We start from the raw sequence: 15,312 nt of genomic DNA on the forward strand, positions 1-15,312 counted from the left end.
CTGCATGCTTTTTTATGATCTGTTATTAAATGTTTCTATAGATACATTTCGCTGAGTCAGCCAGCTATGGGTATCCCCTGTAATAACTAGAGGCATTTGCTGAAGCTTAGCAATAGAAGTTGCTCCTAACGCAGCCATGATGAACGTTAACTCCTCATGCAGCTCGGCTATCTCTTCTATAACTGCTTCTAAACCAGACTTCATTAAAATGGATAAAAAATATCCTGCCATTCCCGTTGCAGAAGCTCCTAACGCAATAGACTTAGCAACATCCATAGAGGTTTGAATACCTCCTGAACCAATAATGGATATACCTTCTACGTGCTGAGATACTTCTGCTAAAGAAGCTGCTGTTGAAATTCCCCAGTCATTAAAGAAGTGAAAATGTTTTGCTCGTCTTTCATTTTCGATTTTCGAAAAATTGGTACCACCGTATCCACCAATATCAACGATTTTAACACCAACATCTTTAAGTTTTTGCACTGCTTGAGCGCTCATCCCAAAACCTACTTCTTTGACAATTACAGGAACGGTTACTTCTCGGACAATTCGTTCAATACGACGTAATGCATCGGTAAAATCACGATCTCCCTCTGGCATGACCAGTTCTTGTATAACATTTAAATGAATTTGAAGTCCATTTGCTTCAAGCATATCAACCGCTTTTTTAGCTTGTTCAACTGTCGCTTCACTGCCTAGGTTGGCAAAAATAATTCCGTTAGGGTTTTCTTGACGCACTACTCTGTATGATTGTTCTTCCTTTTCATCTTTAATCGCAGCCATCTGCGATCCAACGGCCATTGCTAATTGACCATGATGAGCAATTTGAGCAAACGAACGGTTAATCCGTTCCGTTTCTTGTCCGCCTCCGCCCGTCATAGCATTTATAAAAATTGGCGAACTTAACAAAAGTTCGCCAATTTTTGTATCAATATGAACATCGTGCACGCCTGTATTTGGTAAGCTATTATGAACGAAGCGAATATCATCTAGCCCGTGCAGCCGATGCTGTCCCGTTTGAATCGCATGATGAATGTGATCAATTTTACGTTTTGCTCTGCTCACAAATCATCACCATTACTTATCTTAATTTTTTTAATTGATCTCCAATCATATCACCTAATTGGAAGCCTTTTGACTCTTCTTGTAATTCATAGTCACCGTAATCCTCTTGCTCTTCTTCCTCAAGGTCACGAATGCTTAACGAAACGCGTCGTTCTTGTTCATTCACATCAAGTACTTTTACCGTCACTTTTTCGCCTTCAGAAAGCACTTCATGCGGTGTCCCGATATGCTTATGTGAAATTTGAGAAATGTGTACAAGTCCTTCTACTCCAGGTAGAACTTCCACAAAAGCTCCAAAAGATACAAGTCTTTTAACAGTTCCATCTACTACATCACCTTGGCGAAGCTTCGTAGAAATGTTGGACCATGGACCTTCTAACGTATCTTTAATAGATAATGAAACACGCCCCGTTGATTTGTCAACAGATAATACTTTGACTTTCACAGTATCTCCCTCAGCTACTACGTCTGAAGGTTTTTCTACACGCGTATGTGAAAGCTGAGAAATATGCACTAACCCATCTACTCCGCCTACATCTACAAACGCACCAAAGTCTGTTAAGCGCTGAACGGTTCCTTCTAAAACCTGACCTTCTTTTAATGACTCAAGAACATTTTCTTTTTGTTGTACAAGCTCTTCTTCTACAACTGCACGATGCGAAAGGATCACGCGATTTTTTTCTTTATCTAATTCCACTACTTTGACTGTAAGAGTTTGATCTTGATATTCTGCAAAATCATCCACGAAATGAGTTTCAACAAGAGAAGCTGGAATGAACCCTCTTACACCAATATCTACTACTAATCCGCCTTTGACAATTTCTTTGACTACCGCTTCAAACACTTCACCTGAAGAAAGTTTTGCTTCTAAACCGTCCCATGCTTTTTCAGCATCTACAGCCCGTTTAGATAACACAAGCAAATCGTCTTCCACTTTAATTACTTTCGCTTCGACTTCGGCACCTTCTTGGATTACATCGCCTGCTTTTTCAATATGTAAGCTCGCTAATTCACTAATTGGAATAATACCGTCTAGTTTGCTGTTAGGTACATCTACATACACTTGCTTTTCTTCTACTTTTGTAATAGTACCTTTTACTGTTTCTCCTACTTCTAATGACGTTACCTCTACTTGATTCATATCTTCTGTCATCGTCTTTTCCTCCTCCAATATCCATCTACAATATGTATTCCCTTGTAAGAGTTCTTCACTCTTTTAGCTCATCATTATTGTATATAGCTCTGTATAGAAAAAACTCTCTTTGTTACTAACTTCTAATAAATAGAATCTTTTGTCAAGTCATAAGGTTACAAACTATTGATATTTTTCAATTAATTCACCAATGCTTTTCATAATAACTTCGGTTACTTCTTCGGCTGATGCCTTTCGTTCACGAAGTTCATCCATCTGAATTTGGGGTCCGTACACTACTTTTAACCTTGCAAAACGCTTATATGGACCAATAACAGCACAAGGAACAACAGCTGCTTTTGAACGCAAGGCAAAAAAGCCTACTCCAGCCATCCCTTTTCCTAATTTCCCATCTTTGCTTCTTGTGCCTTCTGGAAATAATCCAAGCACTTTTCCTTCTTTTAAAATCTTTAACCCTTGGCGCAAAGCTTCACGATCTGCCATCCCCCGCTTTACAGGGAATGTTTCTAACTTTGGCAGAACCGTCTTCAGAAAAGGTGCTTTAAACAGCTCTGCTTTTGCCATAAACGAAATAGGCCTTGGACATGTCACACCTACAGTAGGCGGATCTAAGTTGTCAATATGATTTGAACAAAGCAAAACTCCGCCATCTGAAGGGATATTTTCTGCACCGATTACTTCATAACGATAAACTGGTGTTAAAATACCTTTTACAATGCCACGTGCAAACATATAAAAGCTCAAAATCATCCAATCCTTTCTTTTGTAATAGAAAGTATTTTTTCTACAACTCCTTCAATCGATAAGGAAGTTGTATCGATTTCAATTGCATCTTCAGCTTTTTTAAGAGGTGCTACTTCACGCTCAGAATCCAGCTTGTCTCTGCGGGCAATTTCTTCTTTTAAACGCTCTAAATTTGATTCAAAACCTTTTTTTATGTTTTCGTCATGGCGTCGCTGTGCTCTTTCATCCACAGACGCTAATAAAAAGATTTTAACTTCTGCCTGAGGAAGCACGTGTGTGCCGATATCACGTCCATCCATTACAACGCCTCCATCTTTAGCAAGACCCTGCTGTCTCGTTACCATCTCTTCACGAACTGCACGATGTTTCGCTACGATGGATACAGAGTTAGTTACTTCTGCGGAACGAATTTCACTTGTAACATTCTGTCCATTTAAGATGACTACCTGTCCAGATTCAGACGGTTTTAAATCGATTACTGTTTCGTTAAGCAAATGCAATAGCTCTTCTTCATTTTGTAAATCTATCTGGTTTTTCTGCGCTTGATACGTTAGAGCACGATACATCGCTCCTGTATCAACATAAATATATGATAAGGTTTCTGCTATAATCTTTGCCACTGTACTTTTCCCAGCAGCTGCAGGACCGTCAATCGCGATTGAAATTTGTTTTTCCATAAGTGCCTCCCTTAATTTCAAAACAGGAACAAACCACTTTCATCTTTTATACAATGAGCCATTTTATATAAAACGTTTATAAACGAAAAAAAGAGCAGGGGGTCTTCTCCTGCCTGGTGTTCACTGCATGTTTCTTTCCTAGTTATTTTACCATACGTCCGACTACTGGTCGAATGTTTCAATAATTTTATTAAAATTATTTTTGCTAACTCCCTCATACTGAATAACCTTTGAAAAATATGTACTGTGACTGCTAGATAGTAAAATACATTGGGCAATTATTAAAAACACAAATTGAATAACCACTAATTTAATTAAAATTCGTTCTATTCGATTCATCTTTTTCTCCTTTTGTAAGAAGTAATACCTTTGCTTACAGTTTAGGAAAGAGAAGTTTTTTTTATACGTTAAAGAAGACCTTTTCTCCTTAGGTCGAGCTGACGCTTTAAGGTATAACGAATCATCATTTCTTTCGTTTGTTTTTCCATATCCATAAATTTAATAGATACCTGACCTACTTTACAAGAAGTCGGGGCGGTAATTCGTACAACTTCCCCTTTTAATTTAAGATGCTGCAAAGCTCCCTCACGATTAGGAAGACTTAATCGTACAACAACGGAATCTTTTTCATTAAAAAGCAGCGAGTGATGGAAGGAGCCGGCTATTCCACCTGCACTAATGTTTTTAGTCATGATTTCCATTACGTCCTGCTGTTCTTGTTCACTTTCTATCACCGCCTTCACTGTAAGCGGCACACGGAAAAAATTTCTTCTTTGGATGGATTTTAACTTTTTATCACCCGGGTAAAAGAGCTTCACAACAGGCATGCTTTTTATTTCACGCCCTGTTACTTCAGTTGGAAAGGTGTATACATTTTGATCATATCCAATAAACGTAGCCAGTAATTTTGTACCTTTTAGTAAAAAAGCACTTCGCTGCGTTTCTTCATTTAGCGGATAGCTAATATAAATCACGTCTTCCGTAAACTCAACTACCTTACATCGATACGTTTGTTGCAATGTAGGCTCTCTGTGCCCGCTCTCTAACGTCAACCTCATTCCCGCTCTTATCATCTTCTCTCCCCTTCAGTTCCACTATATACACTTTTTCCCTCTATTTAAACATAGTTAAATATATTTATTTTGTAAATAAAAATTAGTTATTTAGACTCAAAAAATCTTATAAAACACAAAAAAAACCGGTGTCTATAGACACCGGTTTCTCAGCTTTATAGTTCATTATATAAAGGTTCTGAGTTTTGCAGTTTTTCGACTTTTTCTTCAAATCCCGTATCGGCATTGATAAAAATACGATACGTATCATTTTTTATTGTCCCTAAAAACTCATAGCATAGCACTTCTTCGTTTAAATCATTCGTAATAATTGCCAAGCGGTCTTCCATCACTTTTACATTCGAGTTCAGCTTGGTTTTTGCCTGTTCTTTCGAAATTTCAGGTTGTGGAATATCTCTTGTACGATGTTTTAATAAGAAGTCTTTAGCTGAGAAACCAATCACAGATCCATCTTCTAAAGACATTTTCATTTTAACTGAATCCGGATAAATCCGAACTCCACTTTCCGTCTGCTCTACGAATGTAAAGACTCCCATGTTATCATATTGAGCGCTTTCAGCCATCACTAGGCTTTCAAAACGATGATCTTTTAAAAACTTATTCGCTTTGTTCATTGCATCGTTTAGACTAATATTTTGTTTTTTAATATCTCGATCTTCGAGCACCCAAAGCGGATATCCGCCTTTTTGTGTAATATCCATATACGTTTCTTGTTTAGTCTTTGGATCTGTAATGGTTAAGCTGTACACCTCATAATCGGCATCTTTTCCGCTCTTTACAATATGAATTTGTTCATTTCCTTTTAAATTCAAAAACGAACGCGCCACTTGTTTTGCAACATCTTCACTAACTTCTCTGCCTTTTAATTGATGAAAAGCATTTTTTTCCTGTTCATTCGTTGCATTCATAACGCCCAAATCTGTTTCGGCAAAAGAATCCATACTTTTTTCAACGGTTTTTAATCCGTCAATAATCGTATTGTCCCCTTGTTTTTCTTTTGTAGCTAGGGCTAGCTCAACATCCATCCAGCGCAAATTATTATCAATGACTAGATGCTGTACTTGGCGCATTTCATTTTGAATTTCGCCTGACTGATCATAAAGCGAATTTAACGTTTTATACTCTTTATCTGTTAAGGGTGATTTGCTTAGATCCCTTACCGCCACTTTGTACGTAAAGTCCCCAACATCTGAAAGAAACTCTTCTGTTTTATTGAACGGCAAAAGCGATAAAGGCAGCTGCCCTACATTGTTATGAGCTTCAGAAGTTAAACGCCATACTTCTGCAAGCGCGGGCGAAAGCTGATCTCTCGAACTCATGGCGAGCGTGCCACCGATTTTATCATTTAATAAATCTAGCTGATATGACAAATCATGAAATGCTCGTTGATACGTATTCTCCGCTTGAAGCAGCACAGCATCTTTTTCTTGATGTTCGCTGTACCCCCAATACCCTACACCTACAACACCAATAGCTAATAATACAATTAAAATTGTTCGAATCATGTTTCCTTCACCTCTCTTTATCGACAGAAAATGTGTTTCCCGATTTGCTTAATTTGAGGACGTGACCAAATCCACGCGCTTGTTGCTGTATCCGGATTAAAGTAATAGATAGCATTCCCAGTAGGATCCCATCCGTTAATAGCATCCATAACCGCTTTTTTAGATGTTGGGTTGGGTTCAAGCCAAATTTGCCCATCTGCTACGGCAGTAAATGCACGCGGTTCAAAAATAACTCCAGCAACTGTGTTTGGAAATGCCGGACTGTTAACTCGGTTTAAAATAACGGCTGCTACGGCTACTTGACCATTATATGGTTCACCCCGTGCTTCACCATGTACGGCATTTGCCATGAGCTGAATATCATTTTGTGAAAACCCGCTCGGTACATTCACCGCTGTTGGCTTTTGTGCTTTTTCTTTCTGTTGTTCAGAACTTCCGTTAGACGTATTACGCTGCGGCTGACTGGCAGGTTTTTTTGCTTGAGAAGATCCGCTTTGTGCTTTTTGCTGACCATTGTTCCCGCTGCTTTTTCCACTGCTACTGCTTCCTTTAGACTGCTGATCAAGAGGCTTACCGCCATAATGCGTAAACTTATTTCCTTTTCTAATTTGATTTTTCACATAGCTTTCGTGATATTTTGTTGCGTTGGCTAATTTAATCTTTGTTTGCCAGCCTGCTAAACCGTCAATCTTTTTAATGCCAAATTCATATTGAAAATTGCGCAGTGCCCAGTATGTGCTCCATCCAAATACACCGTCAATTTTCCCGTTATAATAACCTAAATACTGAAGTCTCGACTGCAGCTCAATAACGTCATCTCCAACTGCTCCGTGTTGAATGACTTGATTTGAAAACGCGTGAGCGGCCTTTGGGCTCACAACGGACGCTGCAATAAATGAACATATGCATATGAGACATGCATACTTTTTAAAACATCGAAATGATAACATGACAAAACCTCCTACATCGTATGTAACTGATAAGATGATAGGAGTATTTTTTGTAAAGGTTGTTTTTTTATACAAGATGCGCAAAATTTACCGAAATGAAAAAACTCAGCTCGTAAATCTCTCAAAAAAGATTTACAAGCTGAGCCTAGACAATCGATGGCTGTTTGGCCTTTTTTACTTTTCTTAACGCCAGCCACCATAAATAAATCATAAATGGAATAATAATAAATACCCAATGATCCATTGTTTTTAAAATATAATCATACGTTCCATGTAAAATGAGCGGCACAAATACGGAGTACAGCGTCCACTTCGTTTTTTCCTTTCCTTCAGAAAACTTTGCTTTCCCTAAATAATATCCCATAATGACACCGAATAAAGCATGACTAGATACGGGTAAAAAGGCTCTTCCTAACGCTGATTCTAAACCATTTGCAAATAAATATAAAATATTTTCAACGGTAGCAAAACCTAATGAAACAGCTGCCCCGTAAACAATTCCATCATAATGCTCATCAAATTCCACGTGCTGATAAATCGTGAAATATAAAATGAACCATTTGAAAAATTCTTCTAAAAAGCTTGTCGTGAAAAATGCTTCAAGAAAAGGTGATTGAAAAACGTGCTCTTCACCAAATACATATTGTATAAACATAATTGGCAAAACAAGCATTGCTCCAAAAATAAATGTTTTTAATACCATTGAAATAGGCTCAGTTTCATATTCATCTTTCAAATAAAAAAAACTTAACAATGCCAATCCTGGCGCAATGCCTGCAGATACAATCGCCAACATAAATAGCGCCTCATCTCCTCTATTTTTTTAATAGTAACATGTTATCTTTATGATGATAATCTCCGTCTATAATGTCCTTATCTTTATATGTAAATGCTCACATAACTTGCTGTCGATTTACAAAGCCTAACAAAGACCTTAAACAAGTATACCAAAAAATGTATCATACTTATATGAAAAATTGAAAGGAGCTCTCTATGAAAACTGTTTATATTCTTCACACCGGCGGCACAATTTCTATGAAAGAAGACATGGCAACTGGATCGGTAACACCAGATATTCAAAACCCGCTTCACCGCTCAACATCATCTGTTTCAGGTATGGCCAATGTAATCGTAGAAGAAGCATTTCATCTGCCTTCTCCTCACATTACTCCTAAGGAAATGCTTATACTTTCAAAAAAAATACGCGATAAAATTGATGAAGGCAAAATTGATGCAGTCGTGTTAACCCACGGCACGGACACGCTGGAAGAAACCGCTTATTTTTTAGATTTAACAGTGCATACAGATATTCCAATTGTCTTAACTGGAGCCATGAGATCAAGCAATGAAATTGGTTCAGACGGTCCTTATAATTTTATATCCGCGGTTCGGGTGGCTATTAGTGACGGTGCAAAAGGAAAAGGTGTCTTAGTTGTGATGAACGATGAAATTCATACCGCTGAGAATGTGACCAAGACCCACACAAGCAACGTGGCGACATTTCAAAGCCCTCAGTACGGGCCAATAGGATTAATCACAAAACGCGGCGTATCTTTTCACCACATGCCTACAGAACATGAATTTTATCCTGTTAATCAGATAGATAAACAAATCACTTTATTAAAAGCTTATGCAGGAATGGATGACCATTTATTTCAAGCAGTGGCTTCAATGAATGTTGATGGACTTGTAATTGAAGCTCTCGGTCAAGGAAATCTACCTCCCCTTACACTTCCGGGGATTCAGTTGCTTTTGAAGCGAAAGATACCCATCGTGCTCGTTTCTCGCTGTTTTAATGGAATTGCTCAAGATGTATATGGATATGAAGGCGGTGGCAAGCAGTTAAAAGAGATGGGCGTTATTTTTTCAAATGGCTTAAATGGTCCTAAAGCACGCATTAAGCTGTTAGTTGCTCTCCAAGTAACAAAGAATCACGATGAATTGCAGCAGCTGTTTAATCATTAGTAAAACAACGCATAGAAGCCTATGCGTTGTTTTTGTTGAGAATATGAGAAGCGATTGATTTCCCATGAAAACGTCCATTTTCAATAAAAATCTCATTAGCATTATTTCCTGCAGCAATCACACCAGCGATATAAATTCCTTCCACGTTTGTTTCCATCGTCTCTTCGTTAAAAGAAGGGCGGCCTGTTTCATCATCTAATTCCACACCCATTTTTGTTAAAAACGAGTGATCAGGGTGATAGCCAGTCATGGCAAAAACGAAATCGTTACTAATTGTAGACTCTTTCCCTTCCTGCTCATATGTTACCGTGTCATCCGTTATCTTTGTTACATGAGCATTAAAATGCATCCCAATCGTTCCATTTCGAACCAGCGCTTCGAATTCAGGCAATATCCAAGGTTTTACGCTCGGGGAGTAATCTGAGCCACGATAAATAACCGTCACCCTTGCATCACACTTCACCAATTCCAGAGCTGCATCGACGCTAGAGTTTTTTCCGCCTATAACGACTACATCTTTATCAAAGTAAGGATGCGCTTCTTTGAAATAATGAAATACCTTTGATAAATCTTCACCAGGAACATTCATATAATTAGGATGATCGTAATAGCCCGTAGCTATAATGACATTCTCCGCTTCATATGTCTCTTTAGATGTTGTGACAATAATTTGGTTTTCCGCTTGTTTGTCTACTTGCAAGACACGTTCAAACGGCTGAATTCGAACTTGCTTGCGCTTCACCACTTCTCGGTAGTAAGCAAGAGCTTGGTTGCGCACAGGCTTGCGATTTTCGGTAATAAAAGGGACATCCCCAATTTCTAGTTTTTCACTTGAACTAAAAAACGTTTGGTGGGTCGGATAGTTATAAATTGCATTCACAATATTCCCTTTTTCAATTACAAGGGCATCAATACCTGTATGTTGAAGCTCAATAGCTGCTGAAAGCCCGCATGGTCCTCCGCCAACAATAATTACTTTTTCTTTCTTCATGCCTGTCACTCCTTCAGTTGTAAACGCACCTTTTTTTTATTTTAACGCAGTGTAAAACAAAAAAATCTCCTCATTAATGATAGGAGATTTTTTCTATTTACGCAATTGTTCTGCTGTTCTGCTGTTCTGTTTTTAAATCCAGCCTCTGAAACGAGAGCCTTCCGCCATTTTTCTTACGCCTATCATATAAGCAGCTAGGCGCATGTCGACCTTTCGAGTTGTAGAAGTTTCGTAGATGTTATTAAATGATTTAACCATTACTTTTTCAAGCTTTTCTTCTACTTCTTCTTCCGTCCAATAATAACCTTGGTTATTTTGCACCCATTCAAAATAAGAAACTGTTACACCGCCCGCACTTGCCAAAACGTCTGGAACTAATAAAATCCCTCTCTCTGACAAGATGCGCGTTGCTTCAAGAGTTGTTGGTCCATTTGCTGCTTCTACCACAATACTCGCTTGAATGTTATGGGCATTTTCTTCTGTAATTTGATTTTCAATCGCAGCTGGAACTAGGATGTCACAGTCAAGTTCAAGCAGCTCTTTGTTGCTGATTGTATTATTGAATAATTTCGTTACTGTACCAAAGCTATCGCGTCGATCCAATAAATAATCAATGTCTAAACCATTAGGATCGTGCAGCGCTCCGTATGCATCAGATATCCCTACAATTTTAGCGCCAGCGTCGTGCATGAACTTAGCTAAAAAGCTTCCTGCATTTCCAAACCCTTGTACTACTACCCGTGCACCTTGTAATTCAATGCCTCGTTTTTTCGCTGCTTCACGAATACAAATAGTTACTCCTTTTGCAGTCGCTGTTTCACGGCCGTGCGAACCACCTAAGACAAGGGGCTTTCCAGTAATAAAGCCAGGCGAGTTAAATTCATCAATCCGGCTGTATTCATCCATCATCCAAGCCATAATTTGTGAATTTGTAAACACATCCGGCGCTGGAATATCCTTTGTTGGTCCAACAATTTGGCTAATCGCACGAACATATCCGCGGCTTAAACGTTCTAATTCTCCAAAAGACATATTTCGAGGATCACACACAATTCCACCTTTTCCTCCACCGTAAGGAAGGTCAACGATTCCACATTTCAAACTCATCCATATAGATAAGGCTTTTACTTCTTTTTCAGTTACGTTTGGGTGAAAACGAATTCCACCTTTCGTAGGACCAACTGCATCATTATGCTGCGCTCGGTGACCTGTAAAAATCTTAACTGATCCGTCATCCATACGAACAGGAATTTTCACTGTCATCATTCGTAATGGCTCTTTTAATAGTTCATACACTTCATCAGGATAGCCTAGTTTTTCTAACGCTTTATGTATCACTGTTTGTGTAGATTTTAAAACATCATGCTTCTCTTCTTGGCTATTTTTACTGTCTTGCATCTTGTCGGCTACCATCTGTAAACCTCCTAAAATGTATCGAAAATTATTCGTTTTTAATTGAATGGTGCTTCTTTCATGACATAGTATACACCCTTAGTTTTACATTGCAAAGGAAAATATCGAACTTTTAGTATTTTTTGTGTTCTTATAAGAAAACGCTTCCAATAACTTTACAAGGTATGCTACAATGTTTTAAGTCTGCCTCTTTTCTAGTATGCGTTAATCGTCTTAAAAAAATAAAAAACACCCGGTGATAAAGAGCACTTTTAACAACTTTGTACAAGCTGAAAGTGCAGCCACTCTTATTTTAATAAAAGTGCTTTATCCTTCACGGGTGTAATTATTTCAATTAAACAGTTAAGAAAAGACAGAGTTAATATACTCCAGAGCTCTCTTTTCTACTAATATTTTTCCATATTCATTTACGCGGTGCTTTGTAATTGTAGAGGGATTTCCATACTCCGCCAAAACCGCAATCATATTCCCAACTTCAGCTGGTGACAGCATGTGATAATCCAACAGCACGTAAAAACGTTTTTCGAATGAATAGAGCACGCTATCCGTATCGTAAAAGTTTGACATGCGTTTGGTCAGCTGAATGACATCTTCAAATGAATCAAACTCAAAAAACATGTCTTCGCTTTCATCTAGCATGACCTGCATTTCAATGAAGTCCTCGAACTCGTCTTCATCGAACTCACCGTAGCTGGTTTCTTCTTCATACTGCTTTGTCACAAATACAACCATTCCCTGTGCTTGAAGTGAAAAAACTTCTACCGAAAGAGAATTTGTAGGTTCAAAGTTCAGTTCTTGAGAAGCTTGCTCTATCATCTCACGAAAGAGCTGTTTTACTTTGAATGTATCTGTCCATAGATCTTCTTTTGTTAACCCTCTTTCTGTTAAATCATCGTAGGTCAAAAAAACTTTTAGCTTATTATAGTTTAATCGTTCAAGCCTCATTAGCGTCCCTCCCCGCTTGCACTCATAACCACATGGTTCGATAATGCAGTATATGTATTTTTTGGAAAACGGTTCGTGATGTTTACTTACGAGTTTACAGGTTTATGACAGGAAAGACAAGCTATTCTCAATCAATTTCTGCTAATTTTTTTGTTAGCCAGCTGTTCCACTCTTCTTTTGTATTTCCTAAAATAAACGGCTCGGTCTCGCCTTTTCTTTTGCTATCTAAACCATCAAATACATAACCGCCTAATCCTACTTTAAGATGCGGGAATTTCTTTATCATTTGGTTCGTCAAATTTAGTGTTTTCTCGGCATTTTCCATCATTGTGCATGACATAAATAAAAACGTTGGGTCTACTTCCTTAACAATTAACTCAACATCTTTATCTTCAATGCTGCTTCCTAAATAAATAACCTCAAACCCTTTACGGCGTAAAAATAGCGTAAAGACTAGGAGTCCTACTTCATGTGTCTCATTAGGTCCGCATACAGCAATCGCTTTAGGCAACAAGCCATTTGAAGGCAGCGAATAAAAAATCATGCTGATACGCGTTTTTAATACTTGAGTCGTATAATGCTCATGAGCACTTGTAATTTGCCCTTTTTCCCACATATCTCCAACCGTCACGAGTAGAGAACCCAAAATATCAATAACCACTTTTTCTACCGAATACAGACTAAAAGCATGATTAATTAAATCCTGTGCTTTTCCTTCTTCAAAAGATAAAAGCATTGTTAACAGCTCATCCCTAATTTTTTGAGGGGAATCTACTTCTCCTTCTTCTTCAAACGTTCCTACTGTACTACTTTCCGTTTCTAATAACGAAACCGCTTGACTAATGGTAAAACCTCCGCTCACTTTTTCCGTGAGCCATTTTAATTTCCGCAAATCTTCCTCTGTATATAACCGATGCCCCGATTCATTGCGGACAGGATTTAAAATTTGATAACGTCGTTCCCATGCACGCAAAGTTCCCGGCTGGATCCCGACCATATTTGAGATGGCTTTAATATTATACTTCCCTTCGTGAGCCATACGTAACCTCCAACTACTCTTCGTGAACTGTTTCTATTAATTGAATTATAGGATAAGTTATCCTGTGTGTAAAATTTGTATATGCTATGTAAAGAGTTTGTTCAAGGCTATTCTTTCCTTTTTAAAGTGATATAATGCGTTTGTGCTCTAGCTTGTAAACGGAGAGGCAGGGAGGTTGTACCATATCCGTTACTAACAAAAAGAGGAATCTGTCTTTTCTCTTTCAGTCCTCCTAATTCATACATACCAAAATTAAATAAGCGTATCTGTCCTCCGTGTGTATGTCCGCTCAAAATTAAATCTACTTTTGATTCTTCATCTACATAATAGATAACATCAGGATTGTGGCTTAGAAGAATGGTAAGCTGTTCAGGTTCAATGGAAGAAACAGCTCTCTTTAGATTCATTTCACCTTCTGATAAGTCATCTACTCCCGCAAAATTGCATGTAGTACCATGTTTAGAAACTGCAATGACATGCTCGTTTTTAAGGGCAATGACTCCTTCATCCTTAAGCATCTGCTTCAATTGCATTTGACTTACTTCGTAATCATTATTTCCCCATACAAAATAGACCGGTCCAAGCGTTTTAAGCTTTTGAATATTTTGACGAGCACGCAATAAAGGTACTCCTCCTTCTAGTAAGTCACCGCCTATGATCACAAAATCTACTTCACCAGGTATTTTTCCCAACAGCTTCGAAGAAACTGTTCGCTTATGGATATCCGATATAAAAAACAGGTGTAAAGACTGCTGATTTTCGGGAAATGTTGATAAATGAATCGTTCTTTCTTCTACATATGTACGATGGGCTTCTGAAAACATAAAAATCAGCAGGCCTATGCCTAACGCTAAAATAATTAAAAAAATAACCATCTGTTCTCCTTCTTTTCATTTTATACACGGTGTGTTTCTGTTAAAGAAGAAAGGGCATAAATTGTCGCAATTGTTAACAAACCTACTACTTGATAAAGCGCAATTGTACTTAACGATAAAATCCCTATCACACATAAACATGAAACAAGATATTCATGCCATTTTACTTTATAGCCTTTTAGAAACAACCGACTTTGCAGAAACACTTTACGAACTGCCGCCGACAGACAAAAAAGAGCCGTGAAAAATAAGATTATAATACCAAACACATCTAACGGATGTAAAATCATTTGAATAAGTAAATAGGTTAACGAGGCTTTTGAGCCTGCAGCCGTTAAACTGCTGATATAATAACTGCATAACCACGCAGCCAGCAAGTTAAACCAATCTCTCACAAAAAAACCCCCTTCACTAAACTTCTATGTAAAAAGAGGCTTTTTCATGCGATTCTATTTGTTTTCATGATATAAATTAATTCCATAGGTGGACTGCATCCAGCGGAACGTTTCTTTTCGGTGCTCCCATGTTTCAGGCGTCGCCCATAGCTCTTTGCTTCTTTTAATAATCTCACAGCGCAAATCTTGAAAAGTCTTTTCTGCTTTCTCGCTTTTTTTCTGCAGCTGTACAGTATAAAAGTAAAGGGAGACGGTAAGCAATAGAAACATCAAATGCCCTATGTTGCCTAACAAAAATGAGAAAAATTCGCTAAACGTTGTAAAAAAACCGCTTTGAAATATGAAAAAAAAGTAGCTAATGACAGCCGTTACACTGGCTAAAAACAAGAGCTTCCATTTTTTCTCTTTAGCTTTCAGCTTATTAACCGTCTCTTTTCTTTTGATAACGCTCGCTAATATATATTGAAGTGTTTCATCGCTTTCAAAGTCTATCAACTTGTTCCCCAACATTCCACCCCCTCG

The 15,312-nt window shown here is 38.0% G+C and carries 17 protein-coding genes; 1 reads left to right on the forward strand and 16 read right to left on the reverse strand.

Going from position 1 to position 15,312, the window contains the following annotated elements:
- Positions 1-12: 12 nt before the first annotated feature.
- From fni to prsW, 9 genes are all read right to left on the reverse strand, one after another.
- A complete protein-coding gene (fni, locus tag N178_RS13890) occupies positions 13-1,065 on the reverse strand; it encodes a type 2 isopentenyl-diphosphate Delta-isomerase (protein WP_045292910.1) in 1,053 nt (350 codons plus the stop codon).
- A 16-nt stretch (positions 1,066-1,081) separates the two neighbouring features.
- Positions 1,082-2,218 (reverse strand): 30S ribosomal protein S1, encoded by a 1,137-nt coding sequence (rpsA, locus tag N178_RS13895; protein ID WP_029714590.1) that lies wholly within the window; start codon positions 2,216-2,218, stop codon positions 1,082-1,084.
- 162 nt (positions 2,219-2,380) lie between these two features.
- Positions 2,381-2,968: a lysophospholipid acyltransferase family protein gene (locus N178_RS13900; RefSeq protein WP_045292912.1), complete on the reverse strand. Its 588-nt coding sequence runs from the start codon at positions 2,966-2,968 to the stop codon at positions 2,381-2,383.
- Positions 2,965-3,639 (reverse strand): (d)CMP kinase, encoded by a 675-nt coding sequence (cmk, locus tag N178_RS13905; RefSeq protein WP_045292914.1) that lies wholly within the window; start codon positions 3,637-3,639, stop codon positions 2,965-2,967. Before cmk ends, N178_RS13900 begins: the two co-directional genes overlap by 4 nt.
- 162 nt (positions 3,640-3,801) lie before the next feature.
- Positions 3,802-3,978, reverse strand: coding sequence for a YpfB family protein (locus N178_RS26745; RefSeq protein ID WP_013059030.1), 177 nt, complete (start codon positions 3,976-3,978; stop codon positions 3,802-3,804).
- A 68-nt stretch (positions 3,979-4,046) separates the two neighbouring features.
- On the reverse strand, positions 4,047-4,712 hold the full coding sequence (locus N178_RS13910) for a flagellar brake protein (protein ID WP_045292915.1): 666 nt from the start codon (positions 4,710-4,712) through the stop codon (positions 4,047-4,049).
- Between the two features lie 155 nt (positions 4,713-4,867).
- Positions 4,868-6,217 (reverse strand): germination protein YpeB, encoded by a 1,350-nt coding sequence (ypeB, locus tag N178_RS13915; protein ID WP_045292916.1) that lies wholly within the window; start codon positions 6,215-6,217, stop codon positions 4,868-4,870.
- Between the two features lie 17 nt (positions 6,218-6,234).
- Entirely contained in the window at positions 6,235-7,167 is a 933-nt protein-coding gene (sleB, locus tag N178_RS13920; protein ID WP_045292918.1) for a spore cortex-lytic enzyme, read from the reverse strand.
- A 145-nt stretch (positions 7,168-7,312) separates the two neighbouring features.
- Complete coding sequence (prsW, locus tag N178_RS13925) at positions 7,313-7,963, reverse strand: glutamic-type intramembrane protease PrsW (protein WP_034649053.1); 651 nt, start codon at positions 7,961-7,963, stop codon at positions 7,313-7,315.
- A gap of 197 nt (positions 7,964-8,160) precedes the next feature.
- Here prsW and N178_RS13930 point away from each other — a divergent pair, with 197 nt between their 5' ends.
- The gene (locus N178_RS13930; protein ID WP_045292922.1) at positions 8,161-9,132 is read left to right on the forward strand and encodes an asparaginase; all 972 of its coding nucleotides are present in this window, start codon (positions 8,161-8,163) and stop codon (positions 9,130-9,132) included.
- Positions 9,133-9,151: 19 nt separating this feature from the next.
- Here the strand turns inward: N178_RS13930 and N178_RS13935 are convergent, their stop codons facing one another.
- The 7 genes from N178_RS13935 to N178_RS13965 form a co-directional block, all read right to left on the reverse strand.
- Positions 9,152-10,123: a YpdA family putative bacillithiol disulfide reductase gene (locus N178_RS13935; protein WP_034649048.1), complete on the reverse strand. Its 972-nt coding sequence runs from the start codon at positions 10,121-10,123 to the stop codon at positions 9,152-9,154.
- Between the two features lie 132 nt (positions 10,124-10,255).
- Complete coding sequence (locus tag N178_RS13940; protein WP_370506064.1) at positions 10,256-11,521, reverse strand: Glu/Leu/Phe/Val family dehydrogenase; 1,266 nt, start codon at positions 11,519-11,521, stop codon at positions 10,256-10,258.
- 357 nt (positions 11,522-11,878) lie between these two features.
- Positions 11,879-12,481 (reverse strand): genetic competence negative regulator, encoded by a 603-nt coding sequence (locus N178_RS13945; RefSeq protein WP_045292925.1) that lies wholly within the window; start codon positions 12,479-12,481, stop codon positions 11,879-11,881.
- Positions 12,482-12,608: 127 nt separating this feature from the next.
- Positions 12,609-13,520 carry a MerR family transcriptional regulator gene (locus tag N178_RS13950; RefSeq protein WP_045292927.1) on the reverse strand — a complete coding sequence of 304 codons (912 nt, stop codon included), beginning with the start codon at positions 13,518-13,520 and terminating at the stop codon, positions 12,609-12,611.
- Between the two features lie 107 nt (positions 13,521-13,627).
- Complete coding sequence (locus N178_RS13955) at positions 13,628-14,395, reverse strand: metallophosphoesterase (protein WP_045292929.1); 768 nt, start codon at positions 14,393-14,395, stop codon at positions 13,628-13,630.
- A 20-nt stretch (positions 14,396-14,415) separates the two neighbouring features.
- Entirely contained in the window at positions 14,416-14,790 is a 375-nt protein-coding gene (locus N178_RS13960; protein ID WP_029714579.1) for a hypothetical protein, read from the reverse strand.
- A 54-nt stretch (positions 14,791-14,844) separates the two neighbouring features.
- The gene (locus N178_RS13965) at positions 14,845-15,300 is read right to left on the reverse strand and encodes a DUF2663 family protein (protein WP_045292931.1); all 456 of its coding nucleotides are present in this window, start codon (positions 15,298-15,300) and stop codon (positions 14,845-14,847) included.
- Positions 15,301-15,312: the final 12 nt, after the last annotated feature.

Source organism: Priestia aryabhattai B8W22, assembly GCF_000956595.1.
Lineage (GTDB): Bacteria > Bacillota > Bacilli > Bacillales > Bacillaceae_H > Priestia > Priestia aryabhattai.

Excerpts from the sequence above, each read along its gene's own strand:
- prsW (WP_034649053.1), bottom strand. The coding sequence starts at position 7,963 with ATGTTGGCGATTGTATCTGCAGGCATTGCGCCAGGATTGGCATTGTTA.
- cmk (WP_045292914.1), bottom strand. The coding sequence starts at position 3,639 with ATGGAAAAACAAATTTCAATCGCGATTGACGGTCCTGCAGCTGCTGGG.
- N178_RS13900 (WP_045292912.1), bottom strand. The coding sequence starts at position 2,968 with ATGATTTTGAGCTTTTATATGTTTGCACGTGGCATTGTAAAAGGTATT.
- N178_RS13950 (WP_045292927.1), bottom strand. The coding sequence starts at position 13,520 with ATGGCTCACGAAGGGAAGTATAATATTAAAGCCATCTCAAATATGGTC.
- N178_RS26745 (WP_013059030.1), bottom strand. The coding sequence starts at position 3,978 with ATGAATCGAATAGAACGAATTTTAATTAAATTAGTGGTTATTCAATTT.
- N178_RS13930 (WP_045292922.1), top strand. The coding sequence starts at position 8,161 with ATGAAAACTGTTTATATTCTTCACACCGGCGGCACAATTTCTATGAAA.
- N178_RS13965 (WP_045292931.1), bottom strand. The coding sequence starts at position 15,300 with ATGTTGGGGAACAAGTTGATAGACTTTGAAAGCGATGAAACACTTCAA.
- N178_RS13935 (WP_034649048.1), bottom strand. The coding sequence starts at position 10,123 with ATGAAGAAAGAAAAAGTAATTATTGTTGGCGGAGGACCATGCGGGCTT.
- N178_RS13910 (WP_045292915.1), bottom strand. The coding sequence starts at position 4,712 with ATGATAAGAGCGGGAATGAGGTTGACGTTAGAGAGCGGGCACAGAGAG.
- ypeB (WP_045292916.1), bottom strand. The coding sequence starts at position 6,217 with ATGATTCGAACAATTTTAATTGTATTATTAGCTATTGGTGTTGTAGGT.
- rpsA (WP_029714590.1), bottom strand. The coding sequence starts at position 2,218 with ATGACAGAAGATATGAATCAAGTAGAGGTAACGTCATTAGAAGTAGGA.
- N178_RS13955 (WP_045292929.1), bottom strand. The coding sequence starts at position 14,395 with ATGGTTATTTTTTTAATTATTTTAGCGTTAGGCATAGGCCTGCTGATT.
- N178_RS13940 (WP_370506064.1), bottom strand. The coding sequence starts at position 11,521 with ATGCAAGACAGTAAAAATAGCCAAGAAGAGAAGCATGATGTTTTAAAA.
- sleB (WP_045292918.1), bottom strand. The coding sequence starts at position 7,167 with ATGTTATCATTTCGATGTTTTAAAAAGTATGCATGTCTCATATGCATA.
- N178_RS13945 (WP_045292925.1), bottom strand. The coding sequence starts at position 12,481 with ATGAGGCTTGAACGATTAAACTATAATAAGCTAAAAGTTTTTTTGACC.